The organism is Acinetobacter tandoii DSM 14970 = CIP 107469, assembly GCF_000400735.1.
Taxonomy (GTDB): Bacteria; Pseudomonadota; Gammaproteobacteria; order Pseudomonadales; family Moraxellaceae; genus Acinetobacter; species Acinetobacter tandoii.
This window is the reverse complement of sequence record NZ_KE007367.1, coordinates 795,541-811,934: the sequence shown is the minus strand read 5'-3', so window position 1 is coordinate 811,934 and position 16,394 is coordinate 795,541. Positions and strand designations below refer to the sequence as shown.

General features: G+C 31.9%; 19 protein-coding genes, 1 rRNA gene and 1 pseudogene. 15 read left to right on the top strand and 6 right to left on the bottom strand.

Annotated elements, in window-relative coordinates; genetic code table 11:
- The first annotated feature begins 22 nt into the window (after positions 1-22).
- The 8 genes from rrf to I593_RS13245 all read left to right on the top strand — a co-directional run bounded on the left by rrf (position 23) and on the right by I593_RS13245 (position 6,313).
- Positions 23-137, top strand: a 5S ribosomal RNA gene (gene rrf / locus I593_RS13280).
- A 113-nt stretch (positions 138-250) separates the two neighbouring features.
- Positions 251-580 (top strand): cupin domain-containing protein, encoded by a 330-nt coding sequence (locus tag I593_RS13275; RefSeq protein ID WP_016168099.1) that lies wholly within the window; start codon positions 251-253, stop codon positions 578-580.
- 1,012 nt (positions 581-1,592) lie between these two features.
- Positions 1,593-2,030, top strand: a complete 438-nt coding sequence (locus tag I593_RS13270) for an invasion associated locus B family protein (RefSeq protein ID WP_016168098.1) — start codon at positions 1,593-1,595, stop codon at positions 2,028-2,030.
- Between the two features lie 378 nt (positions 2,031-2,408).
- The gene (locus I593_RS19800) at positions 2,409-2,738 is read left to right on the top strand and encodes an energy transducer TonB (protein WP_154653745.1); all 330 of its coding nucleotides are present in this window, start codon (positions 2,409-2,411) and stop codon (positions 2,736-2,738) included.
- Positions 2,739-3,268: 530 nt separating this feature from the next.
- The gene (locus tag I593_RS13260; RefSeq protein ID WP_016168096.1) at positions 3,269-3,598 is read left to right on the top strand and encodes a DUF2834 domain-containing protein; all 330 of its coding nucleotides are present in this window, start codon (positions 3,269-3,271) and stop codon (positions 3,596-3,598) included.
- A 534-nt stretch (positions 3,599-4,132) separates the two neighbouring features.
- Positions 4,133-4,675, top strand: coding sequence for a GTP-binding protein (locus I593_RS13255; protein WP_016168095.1), 543 nt, complete (start codon positions 4,133-4,135; stop codon positions 4,673-4,675).
- A gap of 277 nt (positions 4,676-4,952) precedes the next feature.
- A complete protein-coding gene (locus tag I593_RS13250) occupies positions 4,953-5,912 on the top strand; it encodes a hypothetical protein (protein ID WP_016168094.1) in 960 nt (319 codons plus the stop codon).
- A 44-nt stretch (positions 5,913-5,956) separates the two neighbouring features.
- Complete coding sequence (locus I593_RS13245; RefSeq protein ID WP_016168093.1) at positions 5,957-6,313, top strand: hypothetical protein; 357 nt, start codon at positions 5,957-5,959, stop codon at positions 6,311-6,313.
- A 154-nt stretch (positions 6,314-6,467) separates the two neighbouring features.
- Here I593_RS13245 and I593_RS13240 read toward each other — a convergent pair whose 3' ends face one another.
- Positions 6,468-7,244 carry a glucose 1-dehydrogenase gene (locus I593_RS13240; RefSeq protein WP_016168092.1) on the bottom strand — a complete coding sequence of 259 codons (777 nt, stop codon included), beginning with the start codon at positions 7,242-7,244 and terminating at the stop codon, positions 6,468-6,470.
- A gap of 99 nt (positions 7,245-7,343) precedes the next feature.
- The gene (locus I593_RS13235; RefSeq protein ID WP_171069599.1) at positions 7,344-8,558 is read right to left on the bottom strand and encodes an alpha/beta hydrolase family protein; all 1,215 of its coding nucleotides are present in this window, start codon (positions 8,556-8,558) and stop codon (positions 7,344-7,346) included.
- A gap of 503 nt (positions 8,559-9,061) precedes the next feature.
- Here I593_RS13235 and I593_RS13230 point away from each other — a divergent pair.
- From I593_RS13230 to I593_RS13215, 4 genes are all read left to right on the top strand, one after another.
- Positions 9,062-9,277: a cold-shock protein gene (locus tag I593_RS13230; RefSeq protein ID WP_016168090.1), complete on the top strand. Its 216-nt coding sequence runs from the start codon at positions 9,062-9,064 to the stop codon at positions 9,275-9,277.
- Between the two features lie 91 nt (positions 9,278-9,368).
- Positions 9,369-9,596: a hypothetical protein gene (locus I593_RS13225; RefSeq protein WP_016168089.1), complete on the top strand. Its 228-nt coding sequence runs from the start codon at positions 9,369-9,371 to the stop codon at positions 9,594-9,596.
- Positions 9,597-9,658: 62 nt separating this feature from the next.
- Entirely contained in the window at positions 9,659-9,856 is a 198-nt protein-coding gene (locus tag I593_RS13220) for a hypothetical protein (RefSeq protein WP_016168088.1), read from the top strand.
- 398 nt (positions 9,857-10,254) lie between these two features.
- Positions 10,255-10,776 carry a hypothetical protein gene (locus tag I593_RS13215; RefSeq protein WP_016168086.1) on the top strand — a complete coding sequence of 174 codons (522 nt, stop codon included), beginning with the start codon at positions 10,255-10,257 and terminating at the stop codon, positions 10,774-10,776.
- A 257-nt stretch (positions 10,777-11,033) separates the two neighbouring features.
- On the opposite strand, the gene I593_RS13210 is transcribed toward I593_RS13215, so the two are convergent.
- Entirely contained in the window at positions 11,034-11,483 is a 450-nt protein-coding gene (locus tag I593_RS13210) for a hypothetical protein (RefSeq protein WP_228130580.1), read from the bottom strand.
- 259 nt (positions 11,484-11,742) lie between these two features.
- Here I593_RS13210 and I593_RS13205 point away from each other — a divergent pair.
- Positions 11,743-12,159 (top strand): annotated as a pseudogene (locus I593_RS13205) (DNA breaking-rejoining protein); the annotation flags it as partial.
- Positions 12,160-12,533: 374 nt separating this feature from the next.
- Here the strand turns inward: I593_RS13205 and I593_RS13200 are convergent.
- From I593_RS13200 to I593_RS13190, 3 genes are all read right to left on the bottom strand, one after another.
- Positions 12,534-13,019, bottom strand: coding sequence for a GNAT family N-acetyltransferase (locus I593_RS13200; RefSeq protein ID WP_016168083.1), 486 nt, complete (start codon positions 13,017-13,019; stop codon positions 12,534-12,536).
- Between the two features lie 176 nt (positions 13,020-13,195).
- Positions 13,196-13,681 (bottom strand): hypothetical protein, encoded by a 486-nt coding sequence (locus I593_RS13195; protein ID WP_016168082.1) that lies wholly within the window; start codon positions 13,679-13,681, stop codon positions 13,196-13,198.
- On the bottom strand, positions 13,650-14,297 hold the full coding sequence (locus I593_RS13190) for a hypothetical protein (RefSeq protein ID WP_016168081.1): 648 nt from the start codon (positions 14,295-14,297) through the stop codon (positions 13,650-13,652). Before I593_RS13190 ends, I593_RS13195 begins: the two co-directional genes overlap by 32 nt.
- A 578-nt stretch (positions 14,298-14,875) precedes the next feature.
- Here I593_RS13190 and I593_RS13185 point away from each other — a divergent pair.
- On the top strand, positions 14,876-15,370 hold the full coding sequence (locus tag I593_RS13185; protein ID WP_016168080.1) for a hypothetical protein: 495 nt from the start codon (positions 14,876-14,878) through the stop codon (positions 15,368-15,370).
- A gap of 281 nt (positions 15,371-15,651) precedes the next feature.
- Complete coding sequence (locus tag I593_RS13180; RefSeq protein ID WP_016168079.1) at positions 15,652-16,254, top strand: nitroreductase family protein; 603 nt, start codon at positions 15,652-15,654, stop codon at positions 16,252-16,254.
- Positions 16,255-16,394: the final 140 nt, after the last annotated feature.

The following is a 16,394-nucleotide window of genomic DNA, read 5'->3' as shown; positions in this document are numbered from 1 at the left end:
GAACAAGTCCATAAACAGTTGTGCTGGCGACAATAGCAAGAGTGAACCACCTGATCCCTTCCCGAACTCAGAAGTGAAACCTCTTAGCGCTGATGGTAGTGTGGGGTTACCCATGTGAGAGTAAGTCATCGCCAGCTCATTAATTCAAACACCCCCTTCTATACAGAAGGGGGTGTTTTTTTATTGCCTAGTAGAAAATTATTAAGTTAATAACATAAAATTGAATAAATACTCTACATAAAACAAATCTATGATAATAAATTCAGCCAATATATTTGATTCATTGCCGAAAGATCTAAGCCTAGAAGTATTTGAGGAGATTATTCATACTTCAGCCATTAGAATAGAGCGGATTATTTCTAAAGGACATAGCTCTCCTGATACAGGTTGGTATGATCAGGATGAGAATGAATGGGTCATGGTTGTTGAAGGGAAAGCAACACTAGAATTTGAGGACGGTTCAAAACGTGAGCTATCCACTGGCGATTATATCAATATTCCTGCACACGTTAAACACAAAGTGGTTCAGACGGATCCTAACCAAATCACCATCTGGCTTGCTATTTTTTATAAATCTTAAGAAATCATATAATAGATTGTTAATCAGATTATTATCTGGTTCAAGTAGCTGATTTTTATTTAATATATAATATATTTAAAGTTCTATTAGATTAACTCTAATCCTGTTTATATTGTAATTTCACAATAGGAATCATAGACTAGTTTTTATGATATGGTTTATAAGTGTGCAATCATACACCCTAAATAGCACGCAATATTTCAAGTTTTAGTTGTCACAGGTTGAATTTTTTTAATCGAATTGAATGTCTTCTTTTAAGTAATATTTATCTAATCTAATACGGGGTTCAATAAATTTTATACTTTAGGCTCACTATTTGAAGATGATAAATTTTTATTTATATGTCTGAATTTTGTTCTATTTATTCAAATATAAAATTTCTATAAATATGATTATGGGGGGCTAAATACATAAGAACATGGGATACCTATTTGAATATTAATATAAAGGTGAAGAAAATTAACAGATATTTGTATATAAAGTGGTATCAAATGTATTGATTAACGTTATGATGATAAAAATGAAAAAGTCTTCCCTGTGAGAGTTGAATTTTATTCAAAAACTTCTAAAGTTAGCATTTGATGAGAAATACATTAATTTTAGAAATTATATATTTATATTATTAGACTGAATAAATTGTCCTGTCTTCAGGAGAAAGTGTGAAATTATGTTTTTGATATTCTGGAGCAATAGCCTCTACGACTTATTCAATTTAGTCAAATTTTAAAGATTTGCACAATGAAATCTAGACAATAACAACTTGAAAGTAATTTGACTAAAAAGTGTGTAGTGATCAACATATTTAAATTTATTTGTAAAAAAACACACTTATTTTTTAAAAATGATATATTACGCAATAGAAATCAAGAAAATGTTGATTATTATAGCTTTTTTAAAGTACTGGGGATTTCATTATGCGTAAATTTTTTTTTTATCTTTTTTTATCCTAAATCCCATCATTGCAAATAACACACATGCATCTGAAGATCAGATTTCTACATTAATCTTAAGAGTGAATGCTAAACTAAGCAATAATGCGGAAATAGACTTAATAGAAAATAAGTTGCTTGGCCGTGCTAGCTGGAAAATAAAGTGTCAGTATAAAGTATTTGAAGATATGAAAGCTTGTGTTATGAGTAAAGGACCTATTTCTATCTTGCATGTTAATTCTCAATACATTGTAAATATTGGTGAAAAACATTTAAAGGATAATCCAGCTTTTATTCATGTAGATAATAAAGCAATCCTTCAAGAGCGTGAGGGATTATTTCGAAATGGTTCAGAACTGATCAAACAATTCAAAAGTGGAAATTATGCTTTTACACGATTTCAGAATAATAAAAAACAACTTATTGAGAATAAAATTTCACTGGATGGCTTTACTGATGCATTCAATGATATGGAAGATCAATTTTCAAAATTAGGCAATGATAGAAATTATAGCTTCTAATGATGCTTTACGGAGTATCTATGAATGATTGCATTTCAATAGATATTCCGTAGTTTCTTAATTTGGTATTCTACTCAGTATTCTTTAATACCAAGAATCAGCTTAAGCTTTTTAAGAGAATCTTTTACATGCGAAGATCGTTTTTTCTTTTTATACGTTCTATTTAATATAGTTAAAAATCTTACATGTTGATTGTCTGGAGACAAAATATAACATATTTTTGCTATAGTATATGGAGCTATGCTAGTTACTACTAGTGTATTAAATAAAATATCGAAAATGTAGACTTTTTTGAGTAAATAATAAATGAATTTTTTTGGGATGATTCCTCTAACTTTTGTCTTTCTACCGTTTTTGTGTACTACTTCGGTTTGGGCCTTGAAAGTTGAGCAGCCTTATACTACTGGATTACAATGGAAGCAGATACCGAAAATTGACGTAAATAATGTTGAATTGGGCTGTCAAGACAGAACTATTAATACTTACATTGAGGCAAATGAGTATGGTGAAATAACTGCTGTAACTATTCTCAAAAGTAGCGGGATTATAGATTTAGATAAGAAAATTATTTCAAGTATTAAGAATACAAGTTTTTATCCATATGCAACAAGTAATATTTATCATCCTATTAGGGTTACTCAAAAATTTGAGTTAAAACTGGAAGATTCCTTTTTCATGCGTTTTTTCAAAATCAATCCATGTGCCTAATCTAAAAGTAGATGATTACTTATATGAAAAGTAATTTACCGATCATTATTCTTTTTTTGATTGTGGTTAGTGGATTTGTCTACCCATTTTATTCTGGGAAATGGTGAATTGCTAATTGCTTGTCTGATGTTGATTCGAAGTACTATGAAGTAAATATTCCCGCAATTATTCCGTTCAGCAAAGCGATTTTATTCCTGTGTTCATACTAATGATCATGTGAGTAAGTAAGAAAACTATAAATATTGTAAAAATAAGTTTTTTGTTAAATGAGTTTGAAATGAATTGATGGAGGCTATGTAAGTGTGGCAGAGTAAAGAAATTATTACACATCAAAATATATTCGAGTTGAAGTTCTTGCCATATCGAAGACACAAATTATTGAAATGAAAATGACTGACTGAAAGAGGCATTTTTTTACGTGATTATAAAGCTGATATGCGGTCTAAAAATTCTTTAGTAGAAGTACTATTTTATATAATTTTTATTATGCTAATTTAAATATGAATAAATAATTTAAATGGATATAAGATATGAGAAAAATATATGCTCTACTCACTTTGGTCGGGATAATACTGCCATTTTCACAATTTCTACTTTGGTTGACTGAATATGGATTTAATGTATCTCTGTTTATAGACCAAATTATTGAAAATCCATTGGCAACTTTTGCATGGCTAGATGTCATCGTAACGGTAATTGTTATTGTTGTTATGGTGATGAATGAAGGTAAAAACGATAAAATTAAAAGATTATGGATTCCTATAATTGCATCATTTGTAGGAGGTGCATTTGTAGGGCTTCCATTATTTTTATACATGAAACAATGTCATTTAGAAAAAAATGGTTTGGTAAGAAATTGATATAAAATTTGATTGCAACAATCGTGAATATTGGTGCTTAACTGCGTCACTTTCTGTTGAGCGTGTACGTATAGTAATCGTATATTCCTTGGTTGCTAGGCAAAACATGATGATGTAGTACAGATACTCATAGCCTTATGAAAACTCAAATATTGGACCATGCTTGCGGCTCATTTTTGTTAAAGCGGAAAAGAATTATTACTCCTTTACGTCTGTTGTGTAATTAACGATACTTCTCCTAAACAAACTTTTTAATTTACCCTTTAAATAAGAAATACTTAATAAATATATTAGTAATAATTATATAAAAACCTAAAATGTTAATTTAATTCACAATTTGTTCACACATGTAATCGTAAGTTCTATTTCGAAGAGTGATGATGGCTAAAAGATTCACTAAGCATCTATTTATTTAGATTACTAGTTGAAGTAATTAATTAAATATAGGCTCAAATTCTGTCTAATTTAGTTTTAAAGCTTCCCAATACAACTCATTTAAGACTTTATCAAAGCTTGAAGGGAAGAAGTACGTATATGGTTTTACAGCAGCATAAAATTGTTTTTGGGGGAAGCATGGGGGCTGGTAAGTCAGCAGCTATTAAAACACTCTCAGATATTCCAGTAATAGAAACGGAAGCAATTAATACAGATATTAATAGACACAGTAAATACTCCACTACGGTTGGAATCGATTATGGCGAAATAGTGCTCGAGGATGATACCAAAATTGGACTTTATGGTACTCCTGGGCAAGATCGTTTTGATTTTATGTGGCCCATTATCTGCAAAGGTGCGATTGGAGTTGCTCTTTTAATTGATCATTCAAATCAGGAGCGTTTGCAGGAATTGCAAACTTTTATCAATGCATTTCAAAGCTACAGTGAAAATATAGTTATAGGTATTACACATCTTGATCAACAAGCGGATCAGGTACTCAAGATCTATAGAGAGTGGATGGCTTTACATCACTATAACTATCCTTTATTTGCTGTTGATGCCAGACAGAAAGATGATGTCTTACTTTTGGTTGAGGTCTTAATTACTGCTGTTGAAACCCGAAGCCTTGAAATGCTTTAAACATGAAATCAAAGTAAATATAAGTATGCCTTCATTTCAGATCCTCAATCCTCGATTGTGATCGGTTGGAGAATAAATATATGATATTAACGGAGGTAAACATGCTCACTATGAAATGATCATTATTGCGCTAGATTCACTTGATGCTTTGATAGGCCGAATGAAGTATGAAGTCAAAAACATCTGAATCTTGAGCCAAAATAAATAGATAGATATCTTTTTTATGAAAGTAATGAATTGCCTATTGTAATGACCCCTAGCTTAATGTGGTTAGAGTATGAAAAAGTTTTTAAATATTGCTGTATTTGGGATAAGCCTGAATGTGCTTGACCAACTTAAAAGCCAAATACTATTAGCAGTCCCTGATAAAGTGATGGTGCGGTGGGTGAATATCGCTGATAAAAATATTGACCTCCTCATAATTAATGATGCTTTTTTTTCTTCACTCACCATTCAGAAAATTCTCTCTCATGTTCATGTGCAGTATTTACGTCTGATTAAAGTTCCAGAAAAGCAGGGCAAGATTGTAGAGGATACCTTATCTTATCCTGTAACCAAGTCAGATGATTTGCGCGAATGGCTGCAAGAAAAATTCTTTGATTATGAACCACATGATCATTTCTACTTAAATCCAACAACTTTAGAAACATCTACTCCAATTTCAACCGTGGTTGCTCAATGTTTATCGGCTCAAAATGGATTTATACAGTTATTCGATTGTCGAGGTTTTTTGGCTTTGGTTGACACCATGACTGAGAGAGTGTGGGTCAACACCGATTATCCTATAACTTTTTTTGATAAAAGTCTGAATCAAACTTACGCCACAAATCAATTTGCTCAAGAAACAATGAAAAACTTAGATGCTCAGGATTTACGTAGCTGGTTATGGCAGAAGGGTTATTACTCTAGTGACTTAGACCTTCCAGAAATAGATATTAATCAATATTTTAAACTGGAGCTCTGGCCAAAATTTGAGTCAGGCTATGAGCGTCGAAAGCTATTAAAAATTGCTGCTTGTTTTGCTCAAGGGGCTCAGATTAAAACGGTAATTGATCAACTAAAGATTTCAAGACAACAGATTATCCGCTTCGTTGCACTTTCCCATATGCTCAAAATGGGTTCATGGATTGACTCTCATGAAGCTCAATTCATGAAAAGCGATGCAGCAGTTGATGAAGGTCAGATGATTAAAGTCCGCAGTTTTTTTATGAAACTACGTAAAAAATTAGGTCTTTAAATCAATATTCCTCAAGAAACTCTTAATATAAGGCAGAAAGTAATATGGCTCGTATAGCTTTAGATCGTTTAACTTGTATAGATGGTTTTATTGCAACTGCATTGGTCGATAGTGAGAGTGGTTTGGCTTTAGCTGTTCAAGGAACCACGATAGATTTAGAACTTGCAGCAGCAGGTAATACAGAAGTGATTCGCGCGAAACGTAAAGTAGCGAAAGCTCTACAATTAAATGATAATATTGAAGATATTTTAATTACTTTAGGTAAGCAATATCATTCAATTAGACCTCTTGAAAGCAACCATAACTTGTTCTTGTATCTAGTTTTAGATCGTTCTAAATCAAATTTAGCTATGGCTCGCTTTGAACTAAAAGCATTTGAAAAGGAATTAGATTTTTCTTAGGTTTAGTGTTAAAAGGAAGTCTAGCTAATAATACTGTGGCAATTTTTATTCATTGAAATGAATAAATTTTATCAAAAGCTCTCGCAATGAGAGCTTTTATATTGGTACTTTTTGCTTGAAATAAGTACTTTGTAATATGGTTTGAAATCTAAATTTAATCCAGTGTTTGTACACCACCCCCATTTACAAATAATGTTTGTCCTGAAATCCAAGATGAAATAGGTGCAGCAAAGAATAATACGGCTCTGGCAATATCTTCAGGTTCACCTAATCGGCATAGTGGAGTATGAGAAAGCATTCTTTGCTCTATATCAGGCGTAAGAACAGTTTCTAGTGCGGCTGTTCGAATTGCTCCAGGCCCTATAGCATTGATACGGATATGAGGACCCAAATCGTGTGCTAAATTGGCCACCATATGGTTTAAGGCAGCTTTTGATGATGCATACCCACTCATAGCTGGACTTTTGTTAATTGAACTCATAGAGCTAATGTTTATGATTGAACCATAACCAGCTTTTTTCATATGTGGTGCTACAAGCTGGCATAATCGCCAAGCAGCAAAAACATTGAGCTGAAAATCACGTTCAATTGTATCTACAGTAATTTGATCAGGAGATTCACGGCCACCACCACCGCCCCCAGCATTGTTCACTAAGATGTGAATTTTACCAAAGTTTTCTATAGTTTTATTTACCGCATTGACCAATTGATCATCTTGCAGAATATTACATGCAACACATTTTATATTGCCGCCAGTAAGTTTATTGATCTCTTGCGCTGTATTTTCAGCGGCTTCTAAATTTAAATCTGCAATCATCACGTTTGCACCAGATTGTGCAAGAATGAGAGCACTAGCTTTTCCTATACCTGCTGCACCACCTGTTACAAGGGCAGTTTTATCCCTCAATGATAGTAGACTTTCTGGCTTCATTTTTATTTATCTCCTCATCTATATTAAAAAATCGAATTATTTAATTTCTCGGTCTTCATATAAGTATTTTTAAACTTTTAAATTACTGAGTCTAAAGTATTATTTTGAAGAGCACGTATTCACAGATTTACCATCCTCAACTGAGTTGATAAAGCTTCCAATCAGAAATTCACTTTGTCTCAGAGAATCACGGTGATCGCCATTTTTGATAGGATGAAATGCAACAGGTTTTTGTTTTGCACATATTTTTTGATAATAAGCATAAGTACCACGGTAATCTACGAGTTGATCTTTCTCACCTTGTACAATCAGTAGCGGTACAGTAGGGGTCATATTTTCAATAGACTGTTTTTTTAAATAATTTGTTAAAGGTTGCAAATTTATATTCGGTTTAAATACAGTGTTAGGTGCAGCCTTCAGATCTGTTTGCAATTCAGACAAACAACGACTGCGTGCATAATTAAGGATTTGCCCCATTTCTGGATTGACTAGATTGGTGGGGTTCAGGTTTGGATCTGCTGCCTCTGCACCAAGAAGAACGATTGGAAAAAAAGCAGCAACATCTGTGGTAATTTTTGAATTATTTGCAACATATTCAGCAATTCCCTCATATTGGTAGCCACCTGGTGCGAGGGCAATCGCACCACGTAGATTAAACTCAGGTGCATCTTTTTGGCCGTCTGCTGCTACTTTTAGAGATGCAGCACCTCCTTGACTATGTCCCATGACATACCAGTTTTTACTGAATTTATACTGCTTCATATAGTGGGTTGCCCTGACAGCATCAACAACAGTATGCAACTGACTTTCAGCATTCATATATGGATGTCCACCTGGAGTACCTAAACCTTGATAATCAGGTGCGATAACAGCATATCCACGAGCGAGCCAAGCATTGAGTGCTTTAGCAGCAATTTGCTGATAGACATGGACTGGCCCACCAGGATAATCTCCAGACGGAGCACAAGTATCTGCAACACCTGTTGTACCATGAGCCCAAGCGAGAATAGGCCAACCTTCTTTAGCCACTTTCCCTTTAGGAAGTAAGAGATACCCTGAAGTTATAATTGGTTCTGAATGAACTCCACGGCTATGATAAGTGATTAAGAATCGCTGTGAAGCATTTGTAAATAGATCTGTATTTTCTTCTTGTATAGATAATATTGAACCAGGATTTTTACTCACAATATCAGATGTTTGGTATCTGCTATTATTAGGTAATATAGGAGAGGCTATAGTATATGATGACCCTAAAAATAAGCAGCTTACCGTTAATTGCAAAATAGGGTATTTAATTTTCATTAGTTGAACCATTTCATTTTTATAATTTCATTTTTAATGTATCAGCTTTAACTAATTTTCTAAACAAAATATTAAAAAGTTGAGATGAGGCCAAAACATCGAAAAAGCATTTTGTATCGGGAGAACATCATTTCTAAAATTTGAATAACTAACACCATTATGAAAATTATATAAACTTATAGATTGACTAGATTAAAAAAGCCATCTGAGCAAATAAAAAAATTTAATGATGATTAAAATGTAAAATTGAATTTATCTAGTTGAATTTAAATGATTTTCTTACTTTAATTATAAGAATAATAAATATATATATTTAAAAATTTGATTATTCCTATTTTTAGTGTATATTTAACTTAACTAGAAAAAAGTCTTGTTTCGGTAAATCTTCTTTAAGTATCGCAGTTTTAGTCATAATCCTTCGTTTTTTCAGATTTTAAGTCTCATTCTTTATTATTTCAAAGTTATAATCAGTCAATCAAATGACTAAAAATTATTAAAAATTAGTAGGATATATTATGTCAAACTCAAATGTTGTTAAAGGTACTGTTAAGTGGTTTAATGAAACGAAAGGTTTTGGTTTCATTCAACAGGAATCTGGTCCAGATGTTTTTGCTCATTTCAAAGAAATCACGGGTTCAGGTTTCAAAACCTTATATGAAGGCCAGCAAGTTGAATTTAGTGTAGTTCAAGGTCAAAAAGGACCGAATGCTGTAAATATTGTTGCTATCTAAATAATAGGCAGCAGAGAAAAGCACTTACGAGTGCTTTTTATACTTTGAAATTTGTTTTCAAAAGTCAAAAATCTCTAAAAAAGGATATAAGTTGTTAAAAATAAATGATTTAATTGCAAAATCTAAAAATGGTACTGAAATTGTTGTTTCATTAATTCCCCTTAATAAAATGCAAAATACACGCCAAGGTTTCAAACAAATTGAAGTCGGTAAAAGAGTTCTGTTGGAATCTGGAATTGAGGTTGATTTAAATTTTGATGGCCGTACATTTTATGCTTCCCCGAATCAATTATTTAAATTAAACCATAAGGTTTCTTAAAGATAAAACTAATAAACATTAAAAATTTAAGTTTTTAATACAATTTTATTGAGGATATTTATATGTTTAAACATAGTCTTAGCGTGAAAGATCAGTTTGGAGTTAAACTCACTATTCAAGCAACAGTGGACCATCAATTTGCCAATACGCAATGTCATTCGAATATAAAACATATCACGGTTGATGGTGAAGATATTCGACCTAGTTTTGAAATGCTTTTCCAAAGTAATTTAAGTGGAAAAATTTTTAAAATTATATAGATAATAATAGTTTGTGTTAGTTCAAGATTATCTGTATTCAATAATAGGTAGTAAAACACTGGTATATAGTTGCAATAGAACCTTATTTGTATGTAGCAAAGTATTTGCTAGAAAGCCTGTACTTTGATGTAAAGTTATTATTTTCTTATTTATCTTTTTAATTTGATAATTGGGTATTTTTTGAATTAACATAATAGACCTTGTACGAAAAGCTAGAAGTATATCTTTTAACATCAATGTCTTAGTCTAAGTTGTTCTAATATTCAGCAATTGGAATAGGGGATTGATGCTGAAGGGTCGGTGAACTTCGTGAAGGGTAGTTCTAAGCAGAAGATGTAAAAGTGTATTAATCGAAACTGCATTCCAAAATCAATTTAATGATCATAGGAATAATTAATTTGAAGAAACAAATTTGGATAGTGATCATTCTTATAGGTCTAATTATTTCAATAATAGCTGCTAATTTTGAAAAAAAATACGATACTGAAATAAATATCAATTTAGATGAAAGTATAAGCAAGGAAAATTTAAAAATCATAGTAAATACATATAGTTATTTACTAGATGGTTATGAACCAAGTAGGTATGTTGGTGAGACAAACACATATTTCTTTTTATATAAAAACTCCAATTTACAGGATTATAAGAAAACTAAAATAAATGAATATAGTGATTATTATATTTATGCGAAATATGGAAATAAGTATGCAAAAATGAAATATACAAACTCTTTGGTTATGGGAGGAGATATAACAAAAATTAATATTTTTCTTAATAAATTTAATAATATAAATTATTTATCCACAAGTGGCGTAAACTCTAGCCCTGAAGCTGTAGCTAAAAATTCTTTTAAAGACATAGATGCTTTCAAAAATAATAAACATGATATGAAAATGTTGAGCTATCTAGATAAGCCTTAATTATTCGGGTCAATATAATCTTGATTATTGGAAATTTATACGCACGATTTTTAAAGTTCTGTTGGAAAGCCGTGAAATGTCTAATTTATGCTTCAGGAAATAGCTAGAATTAAAATTAATGAAAAGATGATTTTTCATTTTTTTAACATTTCTAAAATTAACATAAAAGACTTTGTATGATATCAGAAATGGGATTATTAAGTTCCAATTTTAATCTTTAATGTGTTTTTATTTCTTTACTAACAGTTCGTTACCCTTTAACTAAGACTATTATATTCTTCAAACGATGATACTACGGTTAAGTTTTCTATTAGTTCAGGATATTGTTCTTTTATCATTTCAGTACATTTGAAGTTTGCTGTAATAATTAATAATGGTTCAGAAGGGTACGTTACAAACATTGGAAACTTATAAATTAACTGAAAAATAGCTTGTTCCAGTTTCACATCGCTGCATGGTTTAAAGATTGTTACGCCTTTTACAGCTAAATTATCTTCATGAAAGTCAATATTAAAGTGACATTCATTATGAACTATAAGTCCTTGATAAACTTCTTTTCCATAATCTAAAAAATAGTAATTTTCTTCTTTTTCAGTCCAATATGGACTAAAAAGTTCTAAAACATCTTCCTGAGTAGGTGCACCATCCCTACTTATTCCTATAATAAAATACTCAATTCCCATTATTATTTCCTGATTATTTAACATAGAATATCTTCTAAGGAATACTTGATATTTTCCTATAATCATCAATATCTTAACTAAACCCGTCTTAGGGTTCAACACAGAGAACAGCGATTGATGATTGAGAGTATTACCAAGAGTAGTTCCAAAAAATGTGAAGCCATGAAAAGGCCTTTAAAGTGATGGTCTTAGTTATTACTACCACTCTGTTAAAAGAAAAAATGTTACAGAATAAAATCTAGAGCCCTTTATACTTATATATGTCATTATATGAGAGATTAAAATGAAAAAAACCATACATATTGGTCTTCTATCAATGCTTGTATCATTAGGTTCTGTGGCTACATTTGCTCAAACAGCTGAACAATCTATAGTGTTTTCAAAGGGTACAAATCAAAAAACTCAAACGGGAAAATTTGAAGGCTATGATGATGTGCAATATAAAATTTACGCAAAAAAAGGACAAGTTCTTAAATTTAACGTAAAGAGCAATAGTAATTTAGCAAATATCAATATTTTTTCTCCTGATAAAAAACCAGGGAAAGATGAGGCAATTTTTATTGGTTCGACTGAAGGGCAGGTTGGAGAAATTATTTTACCTTCGAATGGTGAATACACCATACAAGTTTATCAAATGAGAAACACTGCTCGTCAAAATAAGACTGTAAGTTTCCAGCTTTATATTCAAATATTAGATCAAAATACCAGTAAAGGTGCTAAAAAATTTGATGCTACAGGAGATTTACCCTGCTCTTTAAGTGTAGGACAGCCTACTAGGCAATGTCCATTTGGAGTTGTTCGTCAAGGAAATGGGACATCCACAGTAACGATATTCGGTCAAGAAAATAAAGAATATATGCTGAAATTTAAAAATGGGAAATTAATATCTCCTTCGGGAAAAACTCAGAAAAGAGCAGATCTATCTTTAATTGAATTAAATACACATGAACGTTTTGAGATACCAGATGCTGTGATTTATGGCGGTTAAATATCTTTGAACTTATTTTTTAGTACAATATTGCTAATTCAAAGTAAAAACGAGGATTTATAATCCTCGTTTTTGTATGACAACTATCATGTTAAATCAGCTACTAACTTATGTAGACGGTATCTTATAAAATGTTCATTACTTAGAGTAACTTCACCATCCAATTCAAATCCTAATGAGTAGATAGCCTTTAGTTTTTTCCTTGTAGGAGGTAGTAAAATAGTTATTGATTCAAACCCCATTTCATTAAAAGCTCTTTTTATAATTTCATTAAAAACTTGCTTACCAACGCCCCAGTATTGAGGATGTAGTACTAATGCTAAATCAGCATCGCCATCTTCATATTGTAATCCTCCCCAACCTATGAATTTTCCATCAATTGTAAATGCCCAAGGACCATAACCATATTCGGTCCATTGTTTTTCTTTTTCATTTACCCATGCAATACATTTCTCCTCATCAAAAATAGTGCCATTAGCTAAAGGCATTTGTTTAAGAACTCGATCATTCGTATTCAATTCAATAATATCGACAATGCTTATTTTACTTAAGCGGTCAAACTGGATATCCAATATATTTTCCTAAAATTTATATAGTCGTAGATTTAAGAAACTAAAATTAAAAGAGTATGACAACGATCATGAGTAGAAAGGGTATTATGAATGTGATGCTTAAACAAGTAGGTACACTTTTCTAAAACATAAAGCGCTGTGAGGCGCCTTACTTGCTTAGCTTTAGTCTAAAATTACTAATCTTTATTGCATTTAGCATCTTGCCCTAGAGCACGGATTTTATCTTGCTCTAAACGTTTATTTAATACATTTTGATTGGCATTGTCCGTTAATAGACTACCTCGAATTGTATATAGAGTGAGTTTTGATGTATTTGAATTAATAGGCGTAATGGTTGTTTTAAAAATATAAGTCCCATATGGTGGTCTGCCGTAAAAAGTCCCAATACTGTTTTCACGATCCAAATAGGCATCAATTTTTAAGGAATCATTCAAAGTTCGGTATTCCATACATTTGATGTATGCTTGCTTTAAATTTGCATATGATTGTACATAATCCAAAGGGACTTCTACTGAACCACCACCATTAATTGATTTCGTTACTAATTCAACATCTGAAGTGGGTAGCATCATTCTGACGCAACCTTGTAATGTTAAAACAGAAACTAACAGACCAAAAGTGCTTCCAAACTTAATAAACTGATACACGTTTGAAATTCCCATGTTCCACACCTTGGATGATTCTTTTTTTTACTATAATTGATTCAGGTTCGTTAAGCTTAAATTTGGAATCGATTTCATATTCAGCAATGAAAACTTGTGCTTTGCCGTTAGGGATTCTGTCTACCCCAATTACATAGTCTTTGTTTGCTTCTAAAATCACATTTTTAATCTGTGTGAAATAGCTGTGACTTCCAACGCCACTCACAAAAACAAGGTCATGTTGTCCGACTGGTAACTTTAACTTTGCTTGAGAATAATCAAATCTAGTCATAGTCGTTGAAGGACTGAGTATAGAGTTTTCAATAAACTTTACGCGTTTTTGATCAAAGGTATAAAGGGTATATGGATAGGCACTTAGAGAACCAGATCCTTGAAAAAATTCGTATGGAATGGTTTTTATAGTTGCATATTGTTGAGCTGTGCTGACCAGCTGATTAGTATATGCTTCCCGCTTTTCTTCAATTGATGCTTTCGGTGATACGTTTAAATAACGTACTTCATCAGGGATGTTTAATGGCAACATAGATACAGATTTTTTATTATCTGCAGTTGTAACAACCTGACATCCAGAAAGGGAGCCCAAAAGCCCTATAAGTAAAAGTAGTTTTATTTGCATTATCATGAATCCAAAATTAGTCATATTTTTTGGTGTGCACAATTTACTTAAAATATATGACGACTTAAATACATTAAATTATATTTAAATCCAATAGGTTGAAATGCGACCAATATTGGTGGTTGTATTTTTAAAAATCCTTATCTTTTCTTCTTCTGGCGCTTCTTACCATTAACTGGGGAGGCATCTTTAAGAAAGAAATTGGATTCTTACCAATGGAACTTAAGTTCGAATGAGCGATTAAGACTGATCTAAAATCCATAGCCTATTCCGTATTGCCAAAAATACAACGTAAAACGGCTAGCTTATGATTACCAACACACGTTTAAGCTGAACACTTTGCCACATCAAAGGTACAATTTATTGAAGTGAAAATAACCGCCTGAAAGGGCGGTTTTTTATAGTGTTCATTTCATATGAATGTTCATCGTAGAAAGCGTGTTTTTACATTGAATAAAATGTCATAATTGCTAAAATGACTTTCTTTTTTTGTTTCCGTTTTGTTTTTATTTCGCATTTATTTTGCAGGGTAAAAAATAACTCATTTGGAAACAGTGGTTTATGCTAGGATTTTTTTAATGCTCTCTATTTATTTGACAGATGTTCAGAAACGTATTCAATTTAAGGATTACCCAGGCGAGCATCCTGTTAAATTTATTCTAAATTTTAAAAAGATTTTTCCAAGTGTGATGGAGCTGTTACTTCCAGTATTGCCTGAAAATGAAAATTTAGAGGAAATGACATGGGAATCAAACACTGAGGATTTTGAACTATTTAAGTTGCTTTTAAGTGGTTGGGGTGTGATTGAACTACGTTTGACAGCCTTGGCAAAATTTAAGGATAAAAAATTTGCGGATGAATTAGTTAAGCGTGCACAACAAAAGCGCAAAACTGAAGCCCAAAAACACGCAAAATTAAAAACAGTAGAACTTGATTATCTATTTATGCACGAAATTCATGCATTGATTGATGCTGAATTGGTTGAACTGGGCGAGAAGTTCTACTTACCAACATTAAGAGAAATCTGGAAAGCCCATCTTCCAAATAATGTATTGCAAGCGAATCTAGCTTAAGATTTATTAAAACTCTGATTTAAAACAAGAAACCATTTGGTATCAACGGCTGAATGGTTTTTTATTGGGTAAATGATTTGATCGGCTTATGAATTTTAGTTTTATTCTAAATATCGTATAAGTGTCTATTAAAGCTATTTTTTACCAAATATAAAAAATATAGATATGTTTTTTATTAATATTTATAAGTAAGTTGGAATTGATTTTGCATAATATTCGATATTAGCAAAGCACAGGCTAAGAATTCTCCTTTTATTAAACCCTCATTCAAGGCATGCAACATGGCAAATGAATTCCTGAACTTAATTGAACAACGTCGTACCATTTATGCATTGGCAAAAAATGTAAAACAAACACCTGAATATTTAACGGATTTAATTCAGCGAACAATTCGTGAAAGTCCATCTTCATTTAATTCGCAATCTTCACGCGCCGTAATTTTATTTAATGCAGAGCATAAAAAGTTTTGGAATTTCGTGAAAAAAGAATTACAGACTTACGCAACTGATGAAGTAGCAGCAGCTAAAACCGCGGCTAAAATGGATAGTTTTGCCGCTGGATTGGGTACGATTCTATTTTTTGAAGATATGAGCGTGGTAGAAGATTTACAAACTCGTTTTGCTTTATATGCAGAAAACTTCCCAATTTGGGCAGAGCATTCTACCGCAATGGCTCAATTTGCAACGTGGACAGCTTTGCATACAGAAGGGCTAGGGGCATCTTTACAGCATTACAATCCAATTGTAGATGAGCAAGTTCATAATGAATGGGACATTCCTAAAAATTGGAAACTACGTGCTCAACTTGTATTTGGTTCAATAGAGGCAGAAGCCAAAGAAAAAACATATATTGAAAATGCCGAACGATTTAGAGTTTTCCAATAAACCTAGATTCGAAAGAGGAAATAAGTCCTATGATTTCTTTTTTTAAGTGGTGTAGGTTCTAATCAATAAATTAAATAGATTTGGATAGATGAAAATAAATCTAGATTAAATTATTAAGTGATGAATCTTTCAATTCAAAT

What these genes read in the sequence shown, in the direction of transcription:
- I593_RS13260 (WP_016168096.1), top strand. Translation starts at nt 3,269, where the DNA reads ATGAGAAAAATATATGCTCTACTCACTTTGGTCGGGATAATACTGCCA.
- I593_RS13190 (WP_016168081.1), bottom strand. Translation starts at nt 14,297, where the DNA reads ATGCAAATAAAACTACTTTTACTTATAGGGCTTTTGGGCTCCCTTTCT.
- I593_RS13220 (WP_016168088.1), top strand. Translation starts at nt 9,659, where the DNA reads ATGTTTAAACATAGTCTTAGCGTGAAAGATCAGTTTGGAGTTAAACTC.
- I593_RS13255 (WP_016168095.1), top strand. Translation starts at nt 4,133, where the DNA reads ATGGTTTTACAGCAGCATAAAATTGTTTTTGGGGGAAGCATGGGGGCT.
- I593_RS13275 (WP_016168099.1), top strand. Translation starts at nt 251, where the DNA reads ATGATAATAAATTCAGCCAATATATTTGATTCATTGCCGAAAGATCTA.
- I593_RS13240 (WP_016168092.1), bottom strand. Translation starts at nt 7,244, where the DNA reads ATGAAGCCAGAAAGTCTACTATCATTGAGGGATAAAACTGCCCTTGTA.
- I593_RS13245 (WP_016168093.1), top strand. Translation starts at nt 5,957, where the DNA reads ATGGCTCGTATAGCTTTAGATCGTTTAACTTGTATAGATGGTTTTATT.
- I593_RS13210 (WP_228130580.1), bottom strand. Translation starts at nt 11,483, where the DNA reads ATGTTAAATAATCAGGAAATAATAATGGGAATTGAGTATTTTATTATA.
- I593_RS13185 (WP_016168080.1), top strand. Translation starts at nt 14,876, where the DNA reads ATGCTCTCTATTTATTTGACAGATGTTCAGAAACGTATTCAATTTAAG.
- I593_RS13230 (WP_016168090.1), top strand. Translation starts at nt 9,062, where the DNA reads ATGTCAAACTCAAATGTTGTTAAAGGTACTGTTAAGTGGTTTAATGAA.
- I593_RS13180 (WP_016168079.1), top strand. Translation starts at nt 15,652, where the DNA reads ATGGCAAATGAATTCCTGAACTTAATTGAACAACGTCGTACCATTTAT.
- I593_RS13195 (WP_016168082.1), bottom strand. Translation starts at nt 13,681, where the DNA reads ATGGGAATTTCAAACGTGTATCAGTTTATTAAGTTTGGAAGCACTTTT.
- I593_RS13250 (WP_016168094.1), top strand. Translation starts at nt 4,953, where the DNA reads ATGAAAAAGTTTTTAAATATTGCTGTATTTGGGATAAGCCTGAATGTG.
- I593_RS13235 (WP_171069599.1), bottom strand. Translation starts at nt 8,558, where the DNA reads ATGGTTCAACTAATGAAAATTAAATACCCTATTTTGCAATTAACGGTA.